A 19,324-nucleotide genomic window follows, 5' to 3' on the forward strand; every position below is an offset into this window, starting at 1 on the left:
CGCCCCCATGTCGCTGAGAGTCGCCGTCCAGATGGACCCCGTGCTGGGGATCAACATCGACACCGACACGACCTTCCTGATGATGCTGGAGGCGCAGCAGCGCGGCCACAAGCTGTGGTTCTACACGCCCGACAAGCTGTCGCAGGAAGACGGCCGGGTGTTCGCCCGCGCCCAGTCGCTGGAGGTGTTCGCCGAGAAGGGCGCTCACGCCAAGCTGGGCGAGGTCCAGGTCATCGACATGAAGGACGACATCGACGTCGTCCTGATGCGCCAGGATCCGCCGTTCGACATGGCCTACATCACGGCCACCCACTTCCTGGACAAGATCCACCCCCACACCCTGGTCGTGAACAACCCGACCGAGGTGCGCAACGCGCCGGAAAAGCTGTTCGTCACCGACTTCCCGGGCGTGCAGCCTCCGACCCTGATCACCAGCGATCACGAGGCGATCTACGACTTCCGCGCCCGCCACGGCGATATTGTCCTGAAGCCCCTCTATGGCGGCGGCGGCTCGGGCGTGGCCCGTCTGCTGGCGGACGATCCCAACCTGGACGCCCTGCTAGAGCTGCACGCCATGATCGGCCGCGAGCAGGTCATCGCCCAGAAGTTCGTGCCGGCCGTCAGCAAGGGCGACAAGCGCGTCCTGCTGGTCGACGGCGAGCCCGTGGGCGCCATCAACCGGGTGCCGGCCGCCGGCCAGGTGCGCTCGAACCTACGGGTCGGCGGCCGCGCCGAGGCCGTGTCCCTGACCGCCCGCGACATGGAGCTGTGCAAGATCATCGGCCCCGAGCTCAAGCGCCGTGGACTGATCTTTGTCGGCATCGACGTCATTGGCGAGTACTTGACCGAGATCAACGTTACGTCGCCCACCGGCGCACAACAGCTGAAGCGTTTTACCGGTATCAACGCCGCGGCCGTACTCTGGGATCGTATCGAGGACATTCGCCGCAACGGTGGGTAACTCTGCGGAAAGACGGACGTTTCGCGAAACGTTCGTTTTTCGTTCTTGCTCCATTTCGCAAGCTATGCTGTGACTTGTGGATAAAGTTCATTGTCCATGAGGGTTTGCGATGGCCGCCAGCGTGGTCACCGTTGCGTTCGAGGGTGTCGAGGCTCGGCGTGTCGACGTCGAGGTTCAGCTGACCACGGGCGCCCAGGTGTTCGTCATTGTCGGCCTCGCGGACAAGGCGGTGGCCGAGAGTCGTGAACGCGTTCGCGGCGCCTTCGCCGGGCTCGGCCTCTCGCTCCCCGGCAAGCGCATCGTCGCCAATCTGGCGCCGGCGGATCTGCCCAAGGAAGGCGCCCATTTCGACCTGCCGATCGCCCTGGCGGTGATGGCGGCGCTGGGCGTCATTCCGATGGATGCGCTGGACGGCTGGGCGGCGATCGGCGAGCTCTCTCTGGACGGCCGCATCATGCCGGTCGCTGGCGCGCTGCCGGCGGCGATGGCCGCTGGAGCCATGGGCCTGGGCTTGATCTGTCCGGAGGCCTCCGGTCCCGAGGCGGCCTGGGCCGGCGACACGCGGATCCTGGCGCCGCGCTCGCTGGTCTCGCTGATCAACCACTTCCGGGGCGCCCAGATCCTGTCGGCCCCGGCGCCCGGGCCTATCGTCGAGGGCGAGGCGGCCAAAGACCTGCGCGACGTCAAGGGCCAGGAGCACGCCAAGCGCGCCCTGGAGATCGCCGCGGCCGGCGGCCACAACCTGCTGTTCGTCGGCCCGCCGGGCTCGGGCAAGTCGATGTTGGCCCAGCGCCTGCCGGGTCTGTTGCCGCCGTTGACGTCGGCCGAGCTGCTGGAGACCTCGATGGTCCATTCGGTGGCGGGGCTCATTGCGCGAGGCGCCCTGACCCGCGCCCGGCCCTACCGCGCCCCGCACCACAGCGCCTCGATGGCTGCGCTCACCGGCGGCGGGCTGAAGGCCAAGCCCGGCGAGGTGTCGTTGGCCCACAATGGCGTGCTGTTCCTCGATGAACTGCCCGAGTTCGGCCGCCAGGCCTTGGACAGCCTGCGCGCGCCGCTGGAAACCGGCGAGGTGATGGTGGCTCGCGCCAACTTCCACATCCGTTATCCGGCTCGGGTGCAGCTGGTCGCCGCCATGAACCCCTGCCGCTGCGGTCATGGCGGGGCCGGGCGCGGGGCGTGCGGCAAGGCGCCGAGGTGCCAGCTGGACTATCAGGGCCGGGTGTCGGGTCCGATGCTGGACCGCATTGACCTGGCCGTCGACATGCCCGCCGTCACCGCCGCCGATCTCTCCTTGCCGCCGCCGCAGGAGGGCTCGGCCGAGGTCGCCGCGCGGGTGGCGCGAGCGAGGACGCTGCAGCAGGCGCGGGCGGAAGAGTTGGGCGTGGATGACAGCCTGAACGGCCGGGCCGAAGGCGCCTTCCTGGAGAAGATCACCGCCCTGGACGATCGCGCCCGCGCGCTTCTGGCCCAGGCTGCGGAAGCCGGCCGGATCAGCGCGCGGGGCTGGACCCGCACCCTGCGCCTGGCCCGCACCATCGCCGACCTGGAGGGCGCCGAACGTGTCCAGCGCGTCCACGTCGCCGAGGCCCTGGCGTATCGGCGAACCCATACGCCCGGCGAAGGCGTGCCGGCCTAGGCCCGCGTGCGGTGCAGCTTGTGCATGTCGTCGCGACGCATCCCGCCGATGGCGGCGGCGACGCTGGCGGCGAAGGCGCTGGTCAGGGCGCCGATGCCCAGGAACAGCGACAGCTGCGCGCCGATCTGGCCCGCACGCACGACTTCGGCGGGCGAGAGCTCACCCACGGGGGTTGGCGCAGCCGGCGCGGCCAGAGCGCCCAGCACCAGCAGGCCCACCACGCTGGCGGCCCAGGCCAGCAGGCCGTGGGCGGTGTCGCGGAAATGGACTTCGTGGTCGTGGACGTTCAGCCACTTGGTGCGCATCCGCCCGGCGACATAGCCGCCCAGCATGCTGGCCACGACCTGGCAGGCGATGAAGGCCGCGCCCAAGGTCGGGGTGAAGTCGCTGGCCGTCAGGCCCGCCGGCCAGCGGGGCGACAGCTTCAGGCCAAAGCCCGCGCCCAGCGACAGCAGCACGAACAGCAAGGCGATCGTGGCGACGGCGCCGGCCAGGACCGCGTCCCAGCTGACGGCCGACTGGTTTTCTTCGCCGATGTCGATGGCGACGAGATCAGGGGAGAGAGCCATAGGACGTCCCCTTTTCTCAGAAATGGTGGGTGCAGAAGGCGAGCAGCAGGATGATCGGCAGCGGCACTCCGAGGAGCATCAGAAGGATCGATCGCATGGCGTGAGCTTCCCTGTTCGAGCTTGTCCACGCACAACGGCGCCGCTCGATACGGGTTCCGGCGCCCCTCGTGAGTTTGACCGGGTGTTAAGCCGCGGCGGGTAAGATCGTCGGCCATGAGCGACAAGAAACCCGGCGTCACGCCCGAGCAGCTGGCCACCCTGAGCCACGAGTTCCGCACCCCGCTGAACGGCGTGCTGGGCATGGCGCGCCTGCTGGAAAACACCAAGCTGACGGCCGAGCAGCGGTCCTATGTCACCGCCCTGCGCGAGAGCGGCGACCACCTGCTGTCGCTGGTCAATGACGTGCTGCACTTCGCCCGCCTGGGCGCGGCCTCGATCGAGCTCTCGCTGGCCCCGGTCGATATCGAGGGTCTGCTGCGCCAGGTCGCCGAGCTGATGAGCCCGCGCGCCCACGAGAAGGGCGTCGAGATCGCCTGGGCCGTGCCGACCGCCCTGCCGACCATCCAGGCCGACGAAGGCCGTCTGCGCCAGATCCTGCTGAACTTCGCCGGCAACGCCGTGAAGTTCACCGAGGCCGGCGGCGTGCTGCTGACCGCCACCGCCACGACGGATGGCCGCATCCGCTTCTCGGTGGCCGACACCGGACCGGGCGTCGCGCCGGAGGCCCGCCAACGGATCTTCGAAGCCTTCGTCCAGACCGACATCACCCACGCCACCCAGCTGGGCGGCGCGGGCTTAGGGTTGGCCATCGTCGCCCGCCTGGCCAACGCCATGGACGGCGAGGTCGGGGTCGGCGGCGAACTGGGCCAAGGCGCCGAGTTCTGGTTCGAGGCGCCGTTCGAGATCGCCGCGCCCGCGACCCGCGCCACGCCCTTGGAAGGCCGCAGCGTCGCCATCGCCTCGCCCAACGCCATCGTCCGCGCCGCCACCGTGCGCCAGATCGAGGCCGCCGGCGGCCGCGCCTTCGCCGCCGTCGACGTGGCCTCGGCCCTGTCGGGCGCGCCGGCCGACGCCGTGCTGTTGATCGACGCCGCCCTGGCCGCCCCGCGCGGCGCGTTCAAGCCGCCGGCCGGCCGCAAGGCCGTGGTGCTGCTCACGCCTGAGCAGCGCGATCGCATCGATCGCCTGAAGGACGCCGGCTTCTCGGGCTATCTGATCAAGCCGCTGCGCGCCGCCTCGCTGGTCGAGCAGGTGTTGCGGGCCGGCGAGACCGAGACCGCCCAGACCGAAGCCCCGATCCACGACGACCGCATCGCAGGAGCCGTGGCCCAGGGCGTGCGGGTGCTGCTGGCCGAGGACAATCCGATCAACGCCCTCCTGGCCCGCACCCTGCTGGAACGCGAAGGCTGCAAGGTCGACCGTGTCGCCGACGGCGAGCAGGCCGTGGCCGCCGCCGTCGCGGGGGCCTATGACCTGATCCTGATGGACCTGCGCATGCCCGGCCTGTCGGGCGTCCAGGCCGCCAAGGCGCTGCGCGCCAAAGGCGTCGCCGCCCCGATCGCCGCCCTGACCGCCGACGCCTTCGACGAGGACAAGCGCGCCTGCCTGGCCGCCGGCATGGACGACTTCCTCGTAAAGCCCCTCACGCAAGAGGCCCTACGCGACGCCCTCAAGCGCTGGACCACCGGGGGCGCGTCCAGCGGCTGGACGAAAACCGCGACGCGAGCCAAGGTCGCCGGCTAAAGGGCGGGGCGATCCCCGCAGGGGGATCGCCAGATGACCGACACTGCCAAGCCGCAGGAGAAGAAGACCCTTCTCCAGACCCTGGCCTTCTTCCTGGAGCGCCGCAGCCTGGTGATGCTGGGCCTGGGTTTCGCGTCCGGCCTGCCGTTCATGCTGATCTTCGACACCCTGTCGCTGTGGCTGCGGGATGCCGGCCTGTCGCTGGCGGTGATCGGCTTCTTCAGCCTGGCCACCCTGTCGTTCTCGTTCAAGTTCCTGTGGGCGCCGCTGATCGACCGCACCCGCGTGCCGGTGCTGCACAACCTGTTGGGCCATCGCCGCGCCTGGCTGCTGGTGTTCCAGATCGCCATGATCCTGGGCCTGTGGGCGATCTCGACCATGAACCCGGTGAACCAGCTCGGCGTCTTGGCCGCCGCCGCCGTCGCCGTCGGCTTCGCCACCGCCTCGCACGATATCGTCCTGGACGCCTGGCGCATCGAGGTGGCCGACAAGGAAGACCAAGGCCCGATGGTCGTGGCCTATCAGTGGGGCTATCGCGTCGCCATGATCGCGGCCGGCGCCGGCCCGCTGCTGCTGGCCGAGCGCTTCGGCTGGAACTTCTCGTACGCCGTGATGGGCGCGGTCGTCGGCATCGGCGTGCTGGCCACCCTGTGGGCCCCGCGCGAGGCCGAGCACACGATCCGCCCGATCCCGACCGACGACGTCAACCAGCCCAAGGCGCTGGAGATCCTCGAATGGCTGACCCGTCTGGCCGTGCTGGTGCTGGGCGCCCTGGTGCTGGGCTCGGGCCTGTCGGGCGACGCGTCGTTGCTCTCCAAGCTGGTCGGCGGCGAAGCCCTGGCCGACGCCTGGACCGCCAAGCCCAACGGCGTCTGGCTGCAGCTGCTGGGCGTGATCGCCGGCCTGGCCATCGTGGTCGTCGCCGCCTGGCCGATCCCCAAGGTCCGCACCAAGCCGGGCGTCTACATGTCCAAGGCGTTCGGCGAGCCGCTGGGCGAATTCCTGACCCGCTTCCACGGCGTGGCCGGCCTGATCCTGGCGGCGATCTGCGTCTACCGCGTCTCGGACTTCGTGCTGAACATCATGAACCCGTTCTACCGGGACATGGGCTTCTCGCTCACCGAGATCGCCGAGATCCGCAAGGTGTTCGGCATCATCGCCTCGATGATCGGGGTGTTCCTAGGCGGCGTCGTGGTCTCGCGTCTGGGCCTGATGAAGGCGCTGGTGATCGGCGCCTTCGCCCAGCCGATCAGCAACCTGATGTTCGCCCTGCTGGCCATGAGCGGCCACAGCATCCCGATGCTGTTCACCTCGATCTGCCTGGACAACATCGCCGGCGGCATCGCCGGCACCGCCCTGATCGCCTACATGTCCAGCCTGACCTCGGCGGGCTTCACGGCCACGCAGTACGCACTGTTTTCGTCGCTGTACGCCCTGCCCGGCAAGCTGATCGCCTCGCAATCGGGCCGCATTGTCGAGGCGTCCGCGCAGGCCGCCGAACACGGCGGGCCGATCGGCCTGCTGAAAGGTCTCTTCACCCGCCTGCCGCCCGAAAGCTTCACCGCCGCCGGCGCCAAGCTGGGCGTCAGCGCCCAGGCCATGGCGGCGGGCTACACGACCTTCTTCATCTACACCGCCCTGATCGGCGTGGTGGCGATCGTGCTGTCGTTCGCGGTGGCGGCGCGGCAGGGGAAGGTCGAGGCGGCGGCGAACGCTTAAAGACCCTCTCCCCAAGGGAGAGGTGTCGGCGCGCAGCGACGACGGAGAGGGAAGAGGCCGGAGCCAGGACAAGTTCCCCCTCCGGCGCTTCGCGCCACCTCCCCCGCTAGGGGGAGGATCTTCTTGGCTCCGCCTAAACCGCCAAGCAAACCACCTGCGCCACCCGCAGATCCCGCCGCAACCCATCCGCCACACGGCCGTAGTTCTCGGTGGTGATCGGCTCGCTGGGCGCGAACTCCGACGGCGAGGGCCGGCGGTGTGGGCCCAGCAGGGTCTTCAGGGTCTCGGGGGCGGTCGTGTAGATGCGGCCGCGGCGCGGAGCCTCGGCGACCGTGACGCCGATCACCCGGCCGGCGGCGTCCAGGGCCGGCGCGCCCGACAGGCCCGACAGCGTGCCCTTCAGGGTGTCGGTGCGGCCGACCTCGGCCCAGACCAGCACCGGCTCGGTGCGGGCCCCGCGGCCATGGACGACCAGGTTCTCGCGGCCCAAGAGGCGCGAGGCGGCCTCTCCCGGATGGCCTTGCGGGAAACCCGGATGATAGGCGCGCGCGCCCCGGCGAAGCGGGATGTCCAGGCCCAGCGGCACCGACGGCGCCCCGCCTTCGGTGGTCAGGATCGCGGCGTCGGCCTTGGGGTCGACATGGATCTTGGCCGCCACGCCACGGCCATCCGCGACGACGATCGCGGCGGACTTGCAGCCATCGACCACGTGGCGCGCGGTCAGCCAGGTCCCGTCGTCACCGACCGAGAAGGCGGTGCCCGAGCCGGGCTCGGGGCGATCGGGCACCTGGACGACGATCGACGGGTCGAACGGCGAGGACGGCCCCAGCGGCAGCCCCTCCTCGCCCGGCACCGGCGGCGGCGGCGGCGGGGCGTCGGAACGCTCCTGGCGGCCGACGGCGACGATCACCAGGGCGCTGACCGCCGCGGCGTAGACCAGCCAATCGGGAAGCTTGGGGAAATGCACTGCTTGAGCCCCCGACCGTGTCGGCTCAGCCGGCCACGGCGGCGGCGAGGACCAGGGCGGTAGCCAGCTTGGCGCCGACCAGCAGGACCGCGGCCGAGATCTCGCCATCCTGGATGCGCTCGGGCAGGCCCTTCAGCACCATGTCGGTGACGCGGAAGACCAGCAGCTGCACGGCGATGGTCGCCGCGCCCCAGATGCCGATCTCGATCACCGAGGTCGAGGCGGTCAGCGAGATGGCCAGCGGGATGGACAGGCCGACCATCACCCCACCCAGCGACAGGGCGGCGGCCGAATTGCCCTCGCGGATCAGGGCGATTTCCTTGTGCGGGGTCAGCAGGGCGTACAGCGTCGTGCCCAGGATCAGCATGACCAGGGTCACGCTGGCGTGCAGCAGGGTGACCGGGAAGCCGGTGGCGAAGGCCTGGACCTCGGGCGACTGAAGTTGGGACGGCATGGACGCGGACTACCCTGGGAATTGTTCGGCGACCTGACTAACACGGGTCACCGAGTCTTGCGTAGGGGGCGCCCGCGTCAGGGGAGCCGAGGCCTACTTGTAGAAGCCTTCCCGCAGGTTCAGGCCGTGCTCGACGAAGACCTTCATGGCGCACAGCATGCCGGTCCAGCCCTCGCAATTGCCGAAGGCGGCCTTCTCGCCCGCCGCCGAGTCGCTCCAGCCGGCCTCATGGATCTTCACCAGGGTGCGGCCGTCGCCGGTGTCGGCGAAGGTCATGGTCACCTCGGTGTTGTAGGTCGCGTTCGGCTCGGCCGAGCCCCAGCGCAGGACGATCTTCTCGTTCTGCACGACCTCGACCACCTCGACCGGGAAGGCGCCCGGAAAGTCATGGAAGTCCCAGGTGACGGTTGCGCCGGTCTCAAGCCGCCCTTGCGCCCCGCCGGTGGTGAAATAGCCGGACAGCTTCTTGGGGTCGGCGACGGCCTCGAAAACCTCGGATACGGGCTTACCGATCCGGCCGCTGACGGTGAATTCGTGCGCCATGGGACATCTCCATCCTTGCTGGCGACGACCATGTGTTATAATCTTATAACATGTCAAGCGAGGGCGAAGCCGACCTGATTTTCAAGGCCCTGGGTCACCGGGTGCGGCGGCATATCCTGGATCTGCTGAAGGCCGAGCCGCTGACGACCGGCATGCTGTGCGCGCGGTTCGCCGAGCTGGATCGCTGCACCGTGATGCAGCATCTGGGCGTGCTGGAAGAGGCCGGCCTGGTCGTCGCCGAACGCCGCGGCCGCGAGCGCTGGAACCACCTGGACGCCCTGCCGGTGCACGCCATCCACGAACGTTGGATCGGCCCGTACGCGGCCTATGCGGCAGGAATGCTGAGCCGGCTGAAGAAGGTGGTGGAGGAAGAGGCTTAAGCCGCCTCGTCCTCGTCATCATCCGACAGCACGCCGGCCATCGCCGCCAGCGACAGCTTGCGCAGCGCCGAGGCGCGGACCTTCTCGCTCTCGCTCTTCAGCTGGCCGCAAGCGGCCAGGATATCCCGCCCGCGCGGGGTGCGGATCGGCGAGGAGTAGCCGGCCTTGTTGAGGATCGCGGCGAAGGCCTCGATCGTCGACCAGTCCGAGCACAGGTAGTCGCTGCCGGGCCACGGATTGAACGGGATCAGGTTGATCTTGGCCGGGATGCCCTTGATCAGCTTGACCAGGGCGCGGGCCTCGTCGGGGCTGTCGTTGACGCCCTTCAGCATCACGTACTCGAAGGTCACGCGGCGGGCGTTGGACAGGCCCGGATAGGCGCGGATGCCGGCCATCAGCTCGGCGATCGGGTACTTCTTGTTCAGCGGCACCAGCTCGTCGCGCAGGGCGTCGTTGGTGGCGTGCAGGCTGATCGCCAGCATGGCCTGGGTCGTATTGCCCAGCTTCTCCAGCATCGGCACCACGCCCGAGGTCGAGACCGTGATGCGGCGACGCGAGATGCCGATGCCCTCGTTGTCGCTGATGATCTCGATGGCGTCGGCCACCTGACCCAGATTGTACAGCGGCTCGCCCATGCCCATGAACACGATGTTCGACAGGACGCGGTCTTCCTTGTCCGACGGCCATTCGGCCAGGTCGTCCTTGGCCACCTGGACCTGGGCGACGATCTCGGCCGCGGTCAGGTTGCGGACCAGCGGCTGGGTGCCGGTGTGGCAGAAGCTGCAGTTCAGCGTGCAGCCGACCTGGCTGGACACGCACAGGGCGCCGGCGCGACCGACGCCGGGGATGTAGACGCTCTCGACCTCGATGCCCGGGGCCATGCGGATCAGCCACTTGCGGGTGCCGTCCTTGGACACCTGGCGCTCGACGATTTCGGGACGGGCGATGGTGAAGGTCTCGGCCAGGCGGGCGCGGGTCTCCTTGGCGACGTCGCTCATATGGGCGAAGTCGGTGACGCCGCGATGGTGCATCCAGCGGAAGATCTGGGTGGCGCGCATCTTGGCCTTGCCGTGCTCGACCACGCCGCTCTCGACCAGGGCCGCGACCAGCTGGGGGCGCGTGAGGCCCGAGAGGTTGACCATGGGTTTGGTGACGGGAGTGGCGGGCGCGGCGTCGGTGGAGACGCGCGACAGGTCGAGGGTGACGCTCAAGGGGGTGTCCGGATGCTCGGGGGTCGAGGCGGACATATAGCAGGTCCGAGGCGGTTTTCCAAAAACACCGCCTCGGCGCGTTGTCACACCTTGCGGAACTTGCCGCCCTGGTTGGCGATCAGGGCCAGGGTCCAGTCGTCGGGCACGATCTTGGCGATGGCCGCGATGGTCTTGTTGGGGGCGCCGGGGACGCAGATCGAGCGGTTGGCCTCGGCGGCCTCGTAGCCGGCGGCGGCCACCTCATCGGCGCCCAGCCACAGCCATTCGGGCACGCCCTGAGTAACCTGGGCGCGGGTGCCGTTGACGTCGTGAAATTCCGAATAGGTGAAGCCGGGACACAGGGCGGAGACATGCACGCCGTTCTGCAAGTTCTCCAGATGCAGGCTCTGGGAGAACTTCACGAGGAAGCCCTTAGTCGCCGCGTACAGCGTGTGACCGGCCGCGCCGGGGACCAGGCCCGCCAGCGAGGCGACGTTGACGATGCGGCCGAACTTGCGCTCGACCATGCCCGGCAGGACCTTGTGGGTCATCTCGCAGACGCTGGTCAGCATCAGCTGCAGGAACTTGGCCTGGTCGGCCCAGCTCGTGGAATCGTAGGTCCCCGGCAGGCCATAGCCGGCGTTGTTGACCAGGGCGTCGACCACCCGACCCTGCTCGGCGATGGCGGCCAGCACGGTGTCCACGCCCGTCGGCTCGGCCAGGTCGGCGGGGATGGCATAAGCCTCGACGCCCGAGCGCAGCTTGATCTCGGCGGCCAGGCCTTCGAGGCGGTCGGCCCGGCGCGCGGTCAGGGCCACGTCATAACCGTGGCTGGCGTAGATGCGGGCGGAAGCGGCCCCGATGCCGGCGGAGGCGCCGGTGATCAGGGCGAGACGGCGGGCCATGTCGTAGTCGATCCGGAAGAAGACGAAACTTCGCCGGAGACGAGCACGGTCCGCGCTTCGGTACAAGAAGCCCTCAAGAAAGGGGGCGGAAGGGGCGCGCGATGGGGTCGGGCGCGCCCCTTCCGAGGCCGCTGCGGGGAGGGAAAACCGCGCGGCCCAGGGCAGTTCGTTTTAGGCGGCCTTGCCAAGCTCGGCGGCGGCGTTGGCGCCGACGGCCCAGCGGACAGCGGCCTTAGCCACGCGCTCGCCCAGCAGACGGGCCGTCTCGCGGTCGCCGGCCGGCGGGGTGATCTCGGTCGAGGCGTTGTCCGACTGGGCCGCGACGCCCAGGAACGAACCGACACGGTTCAGGGTGTCGGGGCCCCGCTCGGCGGCGGTCACGTTCGGCGGGGCGATGCCCAGGTTGATCCAGTTCATGCCGTGCTGGGCGGCCAGGATCGTCAGGCTCTCCAGGGCGTGACCCTTGTCGCCGGCGAAGCTGTGCGAGTTGGTGAAGCCGGCGGCCAGCTTGTCCTTCCAGGCGCCGGTGAAGAAGGCGCTGGCGGTGGCGTCGGCGAACACTTTGAACACGCCCGAGACGTCGCCCATGTAGGTCGGGGCGCCGAACACGACGGCGTCGGCGGCGGTGATCTGCTCGATCAGCGGCGCGAAGTCCTGGGCGGCATTGTCGATCTTCAGCAGCACGGCGGTCTGGCCGGCGTCACGGACGCCCTCGGCGACCTTCTGGGCCAGGACTTCGGTGTGGCCGTAGCCGGAGTGGTAGGCGATGGCGACGGTGGTCATTTTGGTTTCCCTCGTTTTAGGAACTGAAACGGTAGCGATTACGTAAGATCGCTGAACAGCGCCGCTAGAGGATCAGCAACAAGGTCGGGTGCAATTTTTCTGTGGGTCGGTTTCAGCGGCGCTGAAGGCGCTTCTGACCGAACGACGAAATGCCTACGGCGCTTGCGACAACGTTGTCATTTCTTTATGCAGAAGGGACTTCTGCCAGCAGCATGATCTCCGGCGCGCCGCCCTCCCCCATTGGCCGCGTCGCGTCCGTGTTGCGCCACGTGTGTGAGGCGCCGACATGACCACCAAGACCGTCCACCCCGGCTTAGTCCTGGCCGCCCTGGCCCTGGGCGGCTTCGCGATCGGCACGACCGAGTTCGCGTCGATGAGCCTGCTGCCCTATTTCGCCAAGGACCTGGGGGTCGACGCCCCGACAGCCGGCCATGCGATCAGCGCCTACGCCCTGGGCGTGGTGGTCGGGGCGCCGGTGATCGCCGTGGGGGCCGCGCGGCTGCCGCGCCGGGTGATCCTGACGGTGCTGATGGCGGTGTTCGCGGTCGGTCACCTGCTGTCGGCCCTCGCGCCGAACTTTCAGACCATGCTGATCTCGCGGTTCTTCTGCGGCCTGCCGCACGGGGCCTATTTCGGGGTCGCGGCCCTGGTCGCCGCCAGCGTCTCCCCGCCGGACAAGCGGGCCCAGTCGGTGGCCATGGTGATGATCGGCCTGACCGTGGCGACCATCGTCGGCGTGCCGCTGGCCAATGTGGTCGGCCAATGGATCGGCTGGCGCTGGGGCTTCGTGATCGTCGCCGTGCTGGCCGCGCTGACCGCCCTGTCGGTGTGGCTGTACGCCCCGCGCGTGCCGGCCGACGCCGACGCCAGCCCGCTGCGCGAGCTGTCGGCCCTGGCCAATGGCCGGGTCTGGCTGACCCTGGGCATCGGCGCGATCGGTTTTGGCGGCATGTTCTGCGTCTACACCTACCTGGCCGACACCATGCTGGCCGTGACCCACGCCTCGCCCGCCGCCCTGCCGGTGGTGCTGATGGTGTTCGGAGCCGGCATGACGATCGGGACCCTGGTCTGCGCCTGGGCGGCCGATCGCGCCCTGATCCCGGCCATCGGCGCGGTGCTGCTGTGGAGCGCCGCCGCCCTGGCGCTGTATCCGCTGGCGGTTGGAAGCTTGTGGACCCTGATGCCGGTGGTGTTCCTGATCGGCTGCGGCGGCGGGCTGGGCGCGGTCCTGCAGACGAGACTGATGGACGTGGCCGGCGACGCCCAGACCCTGGCCGCGGCGCTGAACCACTCGGCCTTCAACACCGCCAATGCGCTGGGCCCCTGGCTGGGCGGCCTGGCCATCGCCGCCGGCTACGGCTGGGCGTCGACCGGCTGGGTCGGCGTGGCCCTGGCGATGGGCGGCTTCGTGATCTGGATCGTCGCGGCGATCGATGCGCGCCAGCAGCAGCGCTTGGCGCTAGCGGCAGCGGAATAGGGGCCGCCCTCGTCCTTCGACAAGCTCAGGATGAGGACTACTGCTAAGGCCGTTCAGTCGAAAACCTCATCCTGAGCCTGTCGAAGGACGATGTTTTCGTTTCTCAGCAGCCCTCGACGGCCGCGTGAGCGCCGTTCAGCAGGTCCGCCACCGTGATCTGCCCCAAGCGCTCATGAGCAGCCCGGTCGGCGGCCTGGATCGCCGAGCGCACCGCGTCGGGGATCTTCTCCCCCACCGGGCAACCCTTCACGCCTTTGGGCGCGACACCCAGATGCGCGCAGCCGTTGACGGCCTTCAGCACGATATCCAGCGTGATGGTGTCGGCGGGCTTCAGCAGCCATGCCCCACCGTTGGCGCCGGCGCGCGCGCCGATCAGTCCCGCCTTGCCCAGCATGGCGGTGACGCGGCGGACCACGACCGGATTGGTCGGGACCGAGGCGGCGAGCTCGGCGCTGGCCACGGCGCGGTCGGCCGAAAAGGCCTCCTTGTGCGCCAGATAGGCCAGGGCGTGCGCCGCTACGGGAAATTTCTGACTGTCCGACATCTCGCCTGGGAACGTAAGGTTGTCGCCCGCGCGTTCAACTGAAAACTGTTTCATCTTCGCAACGCGCCCCCTTCCTTACTTCAAGAATGGGAAGCGACGCTGCGTGATGATTGAACCCGTCGCGGATTGGGTGTATCGCGCCGCGCTTGATCGATATGGGTCGGCCGACAGCATTTTGCGAGGGCGGCCCGGAGGGATTGAATGGCTTCCGAAGCCTCAAGCGCGACCGGCACCGATTGCGCGCCCGCCTCTACCGACATTCCGCAACAGGAAAACGGCTCCCAAAATGGGCATGGCAATGGTCATGGACCCAAGGGACACGGCTTCTTTGCCCTGGCCCTTGGGTCGATCGGCGTCGTGTTCGGCGATATCGGCACCAGCCCGCTGTACGCCCTGCGCGAAGCGCTGAGCCACGCCCGCTCGTCGGCCTCGACCGAGCACGCGGTGCTGGGCGTGGTGTCGCTGGTCCTGTGGACCATGACGCTGTTCGTGACGATCAAGTACGTCATCTTCTTCATGCGCGCCGACAACAAGGGCGAGGGCGGCACCCTGGCCCTGATGGCCCTGGCCCAGAAGGCGCTGGGCAAGACCGGTCGCAAGCGCTCGATGGCGATCTTTTTCCTCGGCGTGGTCGGTGCGGCGCTGTTCTATGGCGACGGCATCATCACCCCGGCCATTTCGGTGCTGTCGGCGGTGGAGGGCCTGAAGGACGCGCCCGGCCTGGGCCATAGCCTGACGCCCTATATCGTGCCGATCTCGGCCGGCATCCTGATCCTGCTGTTCGCGGTCCAGTCGCGCGGCACCCACAAGATGGCGGCGCTGTTCGGGCCGTTCACGGCGGTCTGGTTTCTGATCCTGGGCGCCCTGGGCGCGTTCCACCTGACCGACGACCCGTCAATCTTCCGCGCGTTCAATCCCTGGTACGGCATCCGCTTCCTGTTCGAGAACGGCTTCATCGGCTTCGTCATCCTGGGCAGCGTGTTCCTGGTCGTGACCGGGGCCGAGGCGCTGTATGCCGACATGGGCCACTTCGGGAAGCGTCCGATCCAGGCCTCGTGGCTGTGCCTGGTCTTCCCGTGCCTGGCCCTGAACTATCTGGGCCAGGGCGCGATGGTGCTGGATAACCCGGCCGCCGGCCGCAACCCGTTCTGGGAGATGGTCCCGGGCTTCGCCTATTGGCCCGTGCTGCTGATGGCCACCGTCGCCACCGTCATCGCCAGCCAGGCGGTGATCACCGGCGCCTTCTCGATGACCCAGCAGGCCGTGCAGCTGGGCCTGCTGCCCCGCATCGAGATCAAGCGCACGTCCGAGACGCAAGCCGGCCAGATCTTCGTGCCGGCCGTCAATCAGTTCCTGCTGATCGGCGTGCTGGTGCTGCTGTTCATGTTCCAGAGCTCGCACAAGCTGGCTTCGGCCTATGGCATCGCCGTCACCGGCGCGATGTTCGTCGACACCCTGCTGGCCTATGTCGTCATCCGCCGCGTGTGGAAGTGGACCCTGTGGCAGACGGGCCTGCTGCTGATCCCGCTGGTGGCGCTGGACCTGGTGTTCATCGCCTCGAACATGCTGAAGATCCCGGACGGCGCCTGGCTGCCGCTGGTGTTCGGCGCGGTGCTGGTGCTGATCATGTGGACCTGGACCCGCGGGGCCGGGATCCTGACCGCCAAGACCCGCCGCGACAGCGTGCCCCTGGTCGACCTGATGGAGATCCTTCGCGCCCGCGCCCCGCACCGCGCGCCCGGCACGGCGATCTTCCTGACCTCGGATCCCGAGATGACCCCGGTCGCCCTCATGCACAATCTCAAGCACAACAAGGTGCTGCACGAGCGCAACGTCATCCTGACGGTCCGCACCACCGAGACGCCACGCGTCAACGAGGAAGACCGGGTCAAGATCGAGAAGGTCAACGACGACTTCAAGAAGGTCATCGTCAACTACGGCTTCATGGAAAGCCCCAACATCCCCAAGGCGCTGGCGGTCTGCCGCAAGCAAGGGCTGAAGTTCGACATCATGGCCACCAGCTTCTTCCTGGGCCGCCGTTCGATCGTGCCGTCGGCCAATTCGGGCATGCCGCTGTGGCAGGACCGCCTGTTCATCTACCTGATGAAGAACGCGGCCAATCCGACGGACTTCTTCAAGATTCCACCCGGCCGTGTGGTCGAGCTGGGCGCCCAAGTCACGGTTTAGCGAGTACACTCCCCGCTTATGGAAACGACCCTGCGCGTGCTGGGCGACGGTCTGTCGATCGCCGCCCTGGCCATCATCGCCGCCACCGCCCAAGGCGCCTGGAAGCGGATCCCCAAGGACGCCCTGGTCCCCATGCTGTGGGGCCGCGACGGCACGCCGACCGTGCGCGCGCCCAAGGCCGTGGGCCTGCTCAGCATTCCGATCCTGTCGATCATCGTGCTGCTGTCGTTCACGGCCACCCAGGCCACCTTCACCGACGATCCGACCCAGGCGCTGATCATCTTCCTGGTCCGCGCCACCCTCGCCGCCAGCCTGGGTCTGAGCCAGCTGTTCCACCTGCGCTTCGTCATCAAGACGTTGCAGGACGAAGGTCAGCTTTAAGCTCTTGACCCGCGCCGTCTTTCGCCGTTGAAGGCGCGCGACTTTGTGTTTCTCTCCGGAAGGACCCCTCATGGCCGACAAGTCCGTGAAGAAGGTCGTGCTCGCCTATTCGGGCGGTCTCGACACCTCGATCATCCTGAAGTGGCTGCAGACCGAGTACGGCGCTGAAGTCATCACCTTCACGGCCGACCTGGGCCAGGGCGAAGAGATCGAACCGGCGCGCGCCAAGGCGCTGGCCGCCGGCGTCAAGCCCGAGAACATCTTCATCGAGGACGTGCGCGAAGAGTTCGTCCGCGACTTCGTGTTCCCGATGTTCCGCGCCAACACGGTGTACGAAGGCCAGTACCTGCTGGGCACCTCGATCGCGCGTCCGCTGATCGCCAAGAAGCAGATCGAGATCGCCCGCAAGATGGGCGCCGACGCCGTCAGCCACGGCGCGACCGGCAAGGGCAACGACCAGGTGCGTTTCGAGCTCGGCTACTATGGCCTGGAGCCCGACATCACCGTGATCGCCCCGTGGCGCGAGTGGGACTTCAAGTCCCGCGAGGCTCTGCTGGACTTCGCCGAGAAGCACCAGATCCAGATCACCAAGGACAAGCGCGGCGAAGCCCCGTTCAGCGTCGACGCCAACCTGCTGCACTCCTCGTCGGAAGGTAAGGTCCTGGAAGACCCGGCGGTCGAGGCCCCCGAGTTCGTCCACATGCGCACCATCGCGCCGGAAAACGCGCCGGACGCCCCGACGATCATCACCATCGACTTCGAAAAGGGCGACCCGGTCGCCATCGACGGCGTGGCGATGAGCCCCGCGACCCTGCTGACCAAGCTCAACGAGCTGGGCCGCGACAACGGCGTCGGTCGCCTGGACCTGGTCGAGAACCGCTTCGTCGGCATGAAGTCGCGCGGCGTCTACGAGACCCCGGGCGGCACCATCCTGCTGGCCGCCCACCGCGGCATCGAGAGCATCACGCTGGACCGCGGCGCCATGCACCTGAAGGACGAGCTGATGCCGAAGTACGCCACGCTGGTGTACAACGGCTTCTGGTTCACGCCGGAACGCGAGATGCTGCAGGCGGCCATCGACTACAGCCAGCAGAAGGTCACCGGCCGCGTCCGCGTGAAGCTGTACAAGGGCAATGTCACGGTCATCGGCCGCGAGAGCCCCTACAGCCTGTACGACCAGGACCTGGTGACCTTCGAAGAAGGCAAGGTCGCCTACGACCACCGCGACGCCGGCGGCTTCATCAAGCTGAACGCCCTGCGCCTGCGCGTCCTGGCCAAGCGCGACAAGCGCGGCTAGGCCTCAAAAGCCTTGGACTACGAGAACGCCCCGGCCGTCGGTCGGGGCGTTTTTCGTTTCAGACCCTGTTGTACGGATACCGGTCGCGGATCATTCGCTGGAAAAACCGGCCCTTGGACGGGGCGCGGAAAAACGCCCTGCTCACGCGTTCGGGGACGCCGACATAAACGTACTCGTCACCGTCCTGGAAGGTGACGAACAGCTTGCCGTGTTCGGGGGCGTAGTCGATCTCTCGGATCGCCGTGGATTCCACATGCATGGCCATCGAGCCTTTCGCGCGGGGGATCGTTCAGTCCTAGGAGCGATTCAGCGGGCAGGGAGTTCCCAAGGCGAAGGTTGCGCGGCCGCGCCAGCCGTCTAGGCTCCCCTTCGGGGGCGGCCATCAGAGCCGCCGGGAGGAACACCGAAAATGCATCAGTCCCACGCGCTCGTGGCGATCGTCACCCTGCTGTCGCTGCTGGTCTATCTCTGGATGATCCTGCGGATCCCCGGGGCGCGCCGGCGGTCGGGCATCGAGGCCCCGGCCATGAGCGGCCATCCGGAGCTGGAGCGCCACCTGCGGGTCCAGGCCAACACCGTCGAGTGGCTGGTCATCTATCTGCCCTCGCTGTGGCTGTTCGCCATCTACTGGAACGACCTGGTCGCCGCCGCCTTGGGGGTGGTCTGGATGCTGGGCCGGATCATCTACGCCGTGGGCTACGCCGCCGACCCGAAGAAGCGCGAGCTGGGCTTCATCATCCAGGCCCTGGCCACGGCGGTGCTGTTCTTCGGCGCCCTGGGACGGGCGATCTGGATCCTGATGGTCATCGGCAACTAGCTTGACCTTGGACGGACCCAAGCTTTGCCGAGAGGGGCGCGGAGGCCTATATCCGCGCCATGGACCACCTGCCCGTCGATCCCGCCCGCTATGGCGCCTTCCTGGTCGCCATGTTCGTCATGGCCATCACGCCGGGCCCGGCCAACCTGTTCGCCATCGCCACCGGCATGGAGCGCGGCAAGGGCGCGGCCTTGATCAGCGTGGTGGGCATGAACACCGCCACCCTGGTGTGGTTCGGCTGCTCGGCGCTGGGCCTGGGCGCGCTGATCCTGGCCTTTCCGAAGGCGTTCCACATCCTGGCCCTGGCGGGCGCGGCCTATCTGGTGTGGCTCGGCCTGAAGTCGCTATGGGCGGGCTACAAGAACGTCGAGAGCCACGCCTCGGCCACCGTGCGGGCCGGACGGTCGGCCTTCTTCGACGGCTTCATGGTCCAGATCGCCAATCCGAAGATCCTGCTGTTCTTCTCGGGCGTGCTGCCGCCGTTCCTGGACATCAAGCGGCCGCTGGTCCCGCAGCTGATCATGTTCGCCTGCGCCACCATCGGCATGGACCTGATCAGCATGTCGTCCTACGGCCTGGGCGGGGCGGCGCTGTCGACCCGGATGAACGAGCCAGGTTTTCGTCGAATTTTTTCAATCCTGGTAGGCGTCCTTCTGATCACGGCCGCCGTACTTATTATGTCCCGAGGATGATTGGTTGCGGCGCTGTATCAAACGGCGCCTTGGCGAAACCACAAAGCCCAGCCAGAGTTGTCCTAAACACCGAGGA

The 19,324-nt window shown here is 68.2% G+C and carries 20 protein-coding genes; 11 read left to right on the forward strand and 9 right to left on the reverse strand.

Going from position 1 to position 19,324, the window contains the following annotated elements; genetic code table 11:
* The first annotated feature begins 7 nt into the window (after window positions 1-7).
* Window positions 8-961: a glutathione synthase gene (gene gshB, locus AC1RRR_RS21095; protein ID WP_492815830.1), complete on the forward strand. Its 954-nt coding sequence runs from the start codon at window positions 8-10 to the stop codon at window positions 959-961.
* Window positions 962-1,070: 109 nt separating this feature from the next.
* On the forward strand, window positions 1,071-2,600 hold the full coding sequence (locus AC1RRR_RS21100; protein ID WP_492815831.1) for a YifB family Mg chelatase-like AAA ATPase: 1,530 nt from the start codon (window positions 1,071-1,073) through the stop codon (window positions 2,598-2,600).
* Here AC1RRR_RS21100 and AC1RRR_RS21105 read toward each other — a convergent pair.
* Entirely contained in the window at window positions 2,597-3,169 is a 573-nt protein-coding gene (locus AC1RRR_RS21105; protein WP_492815832.1) for a hypothetical protein, read from the reverse strand. The two genes, AC1RRR_RS21100 and AC1RRR_RS21105, sit on opposite strands and share 4 nt — an antisense overlap.
* Before the next feature lie 213 nt (window positions 3,170-3,382).
* Here AC1RRR_RS21105 and AC1RRR_RS21110 point away from each other — a divergent pair, with 213 nt between their 5' ends.
* Window positions 3,383-4,912 (forward strand): response regulator, encoded by a 1,530-nt coding sequence (locus AC1RRR_RS21110; RefSeq protein WP_492815833.1) that lies wholly within the window; start codon window positions 3,383-3,385, stop codon window positions 4,910-4,912.
* A gap of 33 nt (window positions 4,913-4,945) precedes the next feature.
* A complete protein-coding gene (locus tag AC1RRR_RS21115) occupies window positions 4,946-6,631 on the forward strand; it encodes an AmpG family muropeptide MFS transporter (RefSeq protein ID WP_492815834.1) in 1,686 nt (561 codons plus the stop codon).
* Between the two features lie 133 nt (window positions 6,632-6,764).
* On the opposite strand, the gene AC1RRR_RS21120 is transcribed toward AC1RRR_RS21115, so the two are convergent.
* The 3 genes from AC1RRR_RS21120 to AC1RRR_RS21130 all read right to left on the reverse strand — a co-directional run bounded on the left by AC1RRR_RS21120 (window position 6,765) and on the right by AC1RRR_RS21130 (window position 8,595).
* Window positions 6,765-7,598 (reverse strand): S1 family peptidase, encoded by an 834-nt coding sequence (locus AC1RRR_RS21120; protein WP_492815835.1) that lies wholly within the window; start codon window positions 7,596-7,598, stop codon window positions 6,765-6,767.
* Window positions 7,599-7,623: 25 nt separating this feature from the next.
* Window positions 7,624-8,052, reverse strand: a complete 429-nt coding sequence (locus tag AC1RRR_RS21125) for a DUF350 domain-containing protein (protein ID WP_492815836.1) — start codon at window positions 8,050-8,052, stop codon at window positions 7,624-7,626.
* Window positions 8,053-8,145: 93 nt separating this feature from the next.
* The gene (locus AC1RRR_RS21130) at window positions 8,146-8,595 is read right to left on the reverse strand and encodes an SRPBCC domain-containing protein (RefSeq protein ID WP_492815837.1); all 450 of its coding nucleotides are present in this window, start codon (window positions 8,593-8,595) and stop codon (window positions 8,146-8,148) included.
* Between the two features lie 50 nt (window positions 8,596-8,645).
* Between AC1RRR_RS21130 and AC1RRR_RS21135 the strand changes: the two genes are divergently transcribed.
* The gene (locus AC1RRR_RS21135; RefSeq protein WP_492815838.1) at window positions 8,646-8,975 is read left to right on the forward strand and encodes an ArsR/SmtB family transcription factor; all 330 of its coding nucleotides are present in this window, start codon (window positions 8,646-8,648) and stop codon (window positions 8,973-8,975) included.
* On the opposite strand, the gene rlmN is transcribed toward AC1RRR_RS21135, so the two are convergent.
* From rlmN to AC1RRR_RS21150, 3 genes are all read right to left on the reverse strand, one after another.
* Window positions 8,972-10,186 carry a dual-specificity RNA methyltransferase RlmN gene (gene rlmN, locus AC1RRR_RS21140; protein WP_492816583.1) on the reverse strand — a complete coding sequence of 405 codons (1,215 nt, stop codon included), beginning with the start codon at window positions 10,184-10,186 and terminating at the stop codon, window positions 8,972-8,974. The genes AC1RRR_RS21135 and rlmN overlap by 4 nt on opposite strands.
* Window positions 10,187-10,269: 83 nt before the next feature.
* Complete coding sequence (locus AC1RRR_RS21145) at window positions 10,270-11,070, reverse strand: SDR family NAD(P)-dependent oxidoreductase (RefSeq protein WP_492815839.1); 801 nt, start codon at window positions 11,068-11,070, stop codon at window positions 10,270-10,272.
* A 171-nt stretch (window positions 11,071-11,241) separates the two neighbouring features.
* The gene (locus AC1RRR_RS21150; RefSeq protein ID WP_492815840.1) at window positions 11,242-11,853 is read right to left on the reverse strand and encodes a flavodoxin family protein; all 612 of its coding nucleotides are present in this window, start codon (window positions 11,851-11,853) and stop codon (window positions 11,242-11,244) included.
* A 286-nt stretch (window positions 11,854-12,139) separates the two neighbouring features.
* Between AC1RRR_RS21150 and AC1RRR_RS21155 the strand changes: the two genes are divergently transcribed.
* Window positions 12,140-13,330: an MFS transporter gene (locus AC1RRR_RS21155; RefSeq protein WP_492815841.1), complete on the forward strand. Its 1,191-nt coding sequence runs from the start codon at window positions 12,140-12,142 to the stop codon at window positions 13,328-13,330.
* A 103-nt stretch (window positions 13,331-13,433) separates the two neighbouring features.
* Here AC1RRR_RS21155 and AC1RRR_RS21160 read toward each other — a convergent pair whose 3' ends face one another.
* Complete coding sequence (locus tag AC1RRR_RS21160; protein ID WP_492815842.1) at window positions 13,434-13,874, reverse strand: Rrf2 family transcriptional regulator; 441 nt, start codon at window positions 13,872-13,874, stop codon at window positions 13,434-13,436.
* Window positions 13,875-14,075: 201 nt separating this feature from the next.
* On the opposite strand from AC1RRR_RS21160, the gene AC1RRR_RS21165 reads away from it, so the two are divergent.
* The 3 genes from AC1RRR_RS21165 to AC1RRR_RS21175 all read left to right on the forward strand — a co-directional run bounded on the left by AC1RRR_RS21165 (window position 14,076) and on the right by AC1RRR_RS21175 (window position 17,739).
* Entirely contained in the window at window positions 14,076-16,061 is a 1,986-nt protein-coding gene (locus AC1RRR_RS21165; RefSeq protein WP_492815843.1) for a potassium transporter Kup, read from the forward strand.
* An 18-nt stretch (window positions 16,062-16,079) separates the two neighbouring features.
* Window positions 16,080-16,442, forward strand: a complete 363-nt coding sequence (locus AC1RRR_RS21170) for a hypothetical protein (protein WP_492815844.1) — start codon at window positions 16,080-16,082, stop codon at window positions 16,440-16,442.
* 70 nt (window positions 16,443-16,512) lie between these two features.
* Window positions 16,513-17,739, forward strand: a complete 1,227-nt coding sequence (locus tag AC1RRR_RS21175; protein WP_492815845.1) for an argininosuccinate synthase — start codon at window positions 16,513-16,515, stop codon at window positions 17,737-17,739.
* A gap of 58 nt (window positions 17,740-17,797) precedes the next feature.
* Here the strand turns inward: AC1RRR_RS21175 and AC1RRR_RS21180 are convergent, their stop codons facing one another.
* A complete protein-coding gene (locus AC1RRR_RS21180) occupies window positions 17,798-17,998 on the reverse strand; it encodes a KTSC domain-containing protein (protein WP_492816585.1) in 201 nt (66 codons plus the stop codon).
* 150 nt (window positions 17,999-18,148) lie between these two features.
* On the opposite strand from AC1RRR_RS21180, the gene AC1RRR_RS21185 reads away from it, so the two are divergent.
* Both AC1RRR_RS21185 and AC1RRR_RS21190 read left to right on the forward strand, forming a co-directional pair.
* Entirely contained in the window at window positions 18,149-18,556 is a 408-nt protein-coding gene (locus AC1RRR_RS21185) for an MAPEG family protein (protein ID WP_492815846.1), read from the forward strand.
* A 59-nt stretch (window positions 18,557-18,615) separates the two neighbouring features.
* Window positions 18,616-19,248 carry a LysE family translocator gene (locus AC1RRR_RS21190; protein WP_492815847.1) on the forward strand — a complete coding sequence of 211 codons (633 nt, stop codon included), beginning with the start codon at window positions 18,616-18,618 and terminating at the stop codon, window positions 19,246-19,248.
* Window positions 19,249-19,324 lie beyond the last annotated feature (76 nt).

The organism is Caulobacter sp. GW821-FHT12D05, from assembly GCF_058807295.1.

What these genes read in the sequence shown, in the direction of transcription:
- AC1RRR_RS21115 (WP_492815834.1), top strand. Translation starts at nt 4,946, where the DNA reads ATGACCGACACTGCCAAGCCGCAGGAGAAGAAGACCCTTCTCCAGACC.
- AC1RRR_RS21135 (WP_492815838.1), top strand. Translation starts at nt 8,646, where the DNA reads ATGTCAAGCGAGGGCGAAGCCGACCTGATTTTCAAGGCCCTGGGTCAC.
- AC1RRR_RS21130 (WP_492815837.1), bottom strand. Translation starts at nt 8,595, where the DNA reads ATGGCGCACGAATTCACCGTCAGCGGCCGGATCGGTAAGCCCGTATCC.
- AC1RRR_RS21100 (WP_492815831.1), top strand. Translation starts at nt 1,071, where the DNA reads ATGGCCGCCAGCGTGGTCACCGTTGCGTTCGAGGGTGTCGAGGCTCGG.
- AC1RRR_RS21110 (WP_492815833.1), top strand. Translation starts at nt 3,383, where the DNA reads ATGAGCGACAAGAAACCCGGCGTCACGCCCGAGCAGCTGGCCACCCTG.
- AC1RRR_RS21155 (WP_492815841.1), top strand. Translation starts at nt 12,140, where the DNA reads ATGACCACCAAGACCGTCCACCCCGGCTTAGTCCTGGCCGCCCTGGCC.
- AC1RRR_RS21150 (WP_492815840.1), bottom strand. Translation starts at nt 11,853, where the DNA reads ATGACCACCGTCGCCATCGCCTACCACTCCGGCTACGGCCACACCGAA.
- AC1RRR_RS21180 (WP_492816585.1), bottom strand. Translation starts at nt 17,998, where the DNA reads ATGCATGTGGAATCCACGGCGATCCGAGAGATCGACTACGCCCCCGAA.
- AC1RRR_RS21185 (WP_492815846.1), top strand. Translation starts at nt 18,149, where the DNA reads ATGCATCAGTCCCACGCGCTCGTGGCGATCGTCACCCTGCTGTCGCTG.
- gshB (WP_492815830.1), top strand. Translation starts at nt 8, where the DNA reads ATGTCGCTGAGAGTCGCCGTCCAGATGGACCCCGTGCTGGGGATCAAC.
- AC1RRR_RS21165 (WP_492815843.1), top strand. Translation starts at nt 14,076, where the DNA reads ATGGCTTCCGAAGCCTCAAGCGCGACCGGCACCGATTGCGCGCCCGCC.
- AC1RRR_RS21190 (WP_492815847.1), top strand. Translation starts at nt 18,616, where the DNA reads ATGGACCACCTGCCCGTCGATCCCGCCCGCTATGGCGCCTTCCTGGTC.
- AC1RRR_RS21175 (WP_492815845.1), top strand. Translation starts at nt 16,513, where the DNA reads ATGGCCGACAAGTCCGTGAAGAAGGTCGTGCTCGCCTATTCGGGCGGT.
- AC1RRR_RS21145 (WP_492815839.1), bottom strand. Translation starts at nt 11,070, where the DNA reads ATGGCCCGCCGTCTCGCCCTGATCACCGGCGCCTCCGCCGGCATCGGG.
- AC1RRR_RS21170 (WP_492815844.1), top strand. Translation starts at nt 16,080, where the DNA reads ATGGAAACGACCCTGCGCGTGCTGGGCGACGGTCTGTCGATCGCCGCC.
- AC1RRR_RS21105 (WP_492815832.1), bottom strand. Translation starts at nt 3,169, where the DNA reads ATGGCTCTCTCCCCTGATCTCGTCGCCATCGACATCGGCGAAGAAAAC.
- AC1RRR_RS21125 (WP_492815836.1), bottom strand. Translation starts at nt 8,052, where the DNA reads ATGCCGTCCCAACTTCAGTCGCCCGAGGTCCAGGCCTTCGCCACCGGC.
- AC1RRR_RS21160 (WP_492815842.1), bottom strand. Translation starts at nt 13,874, where the DNA reads ATGTCGGACAGTCAGAAATTTCCCGTAGCGGCGCACGCCCTGGCCTAT.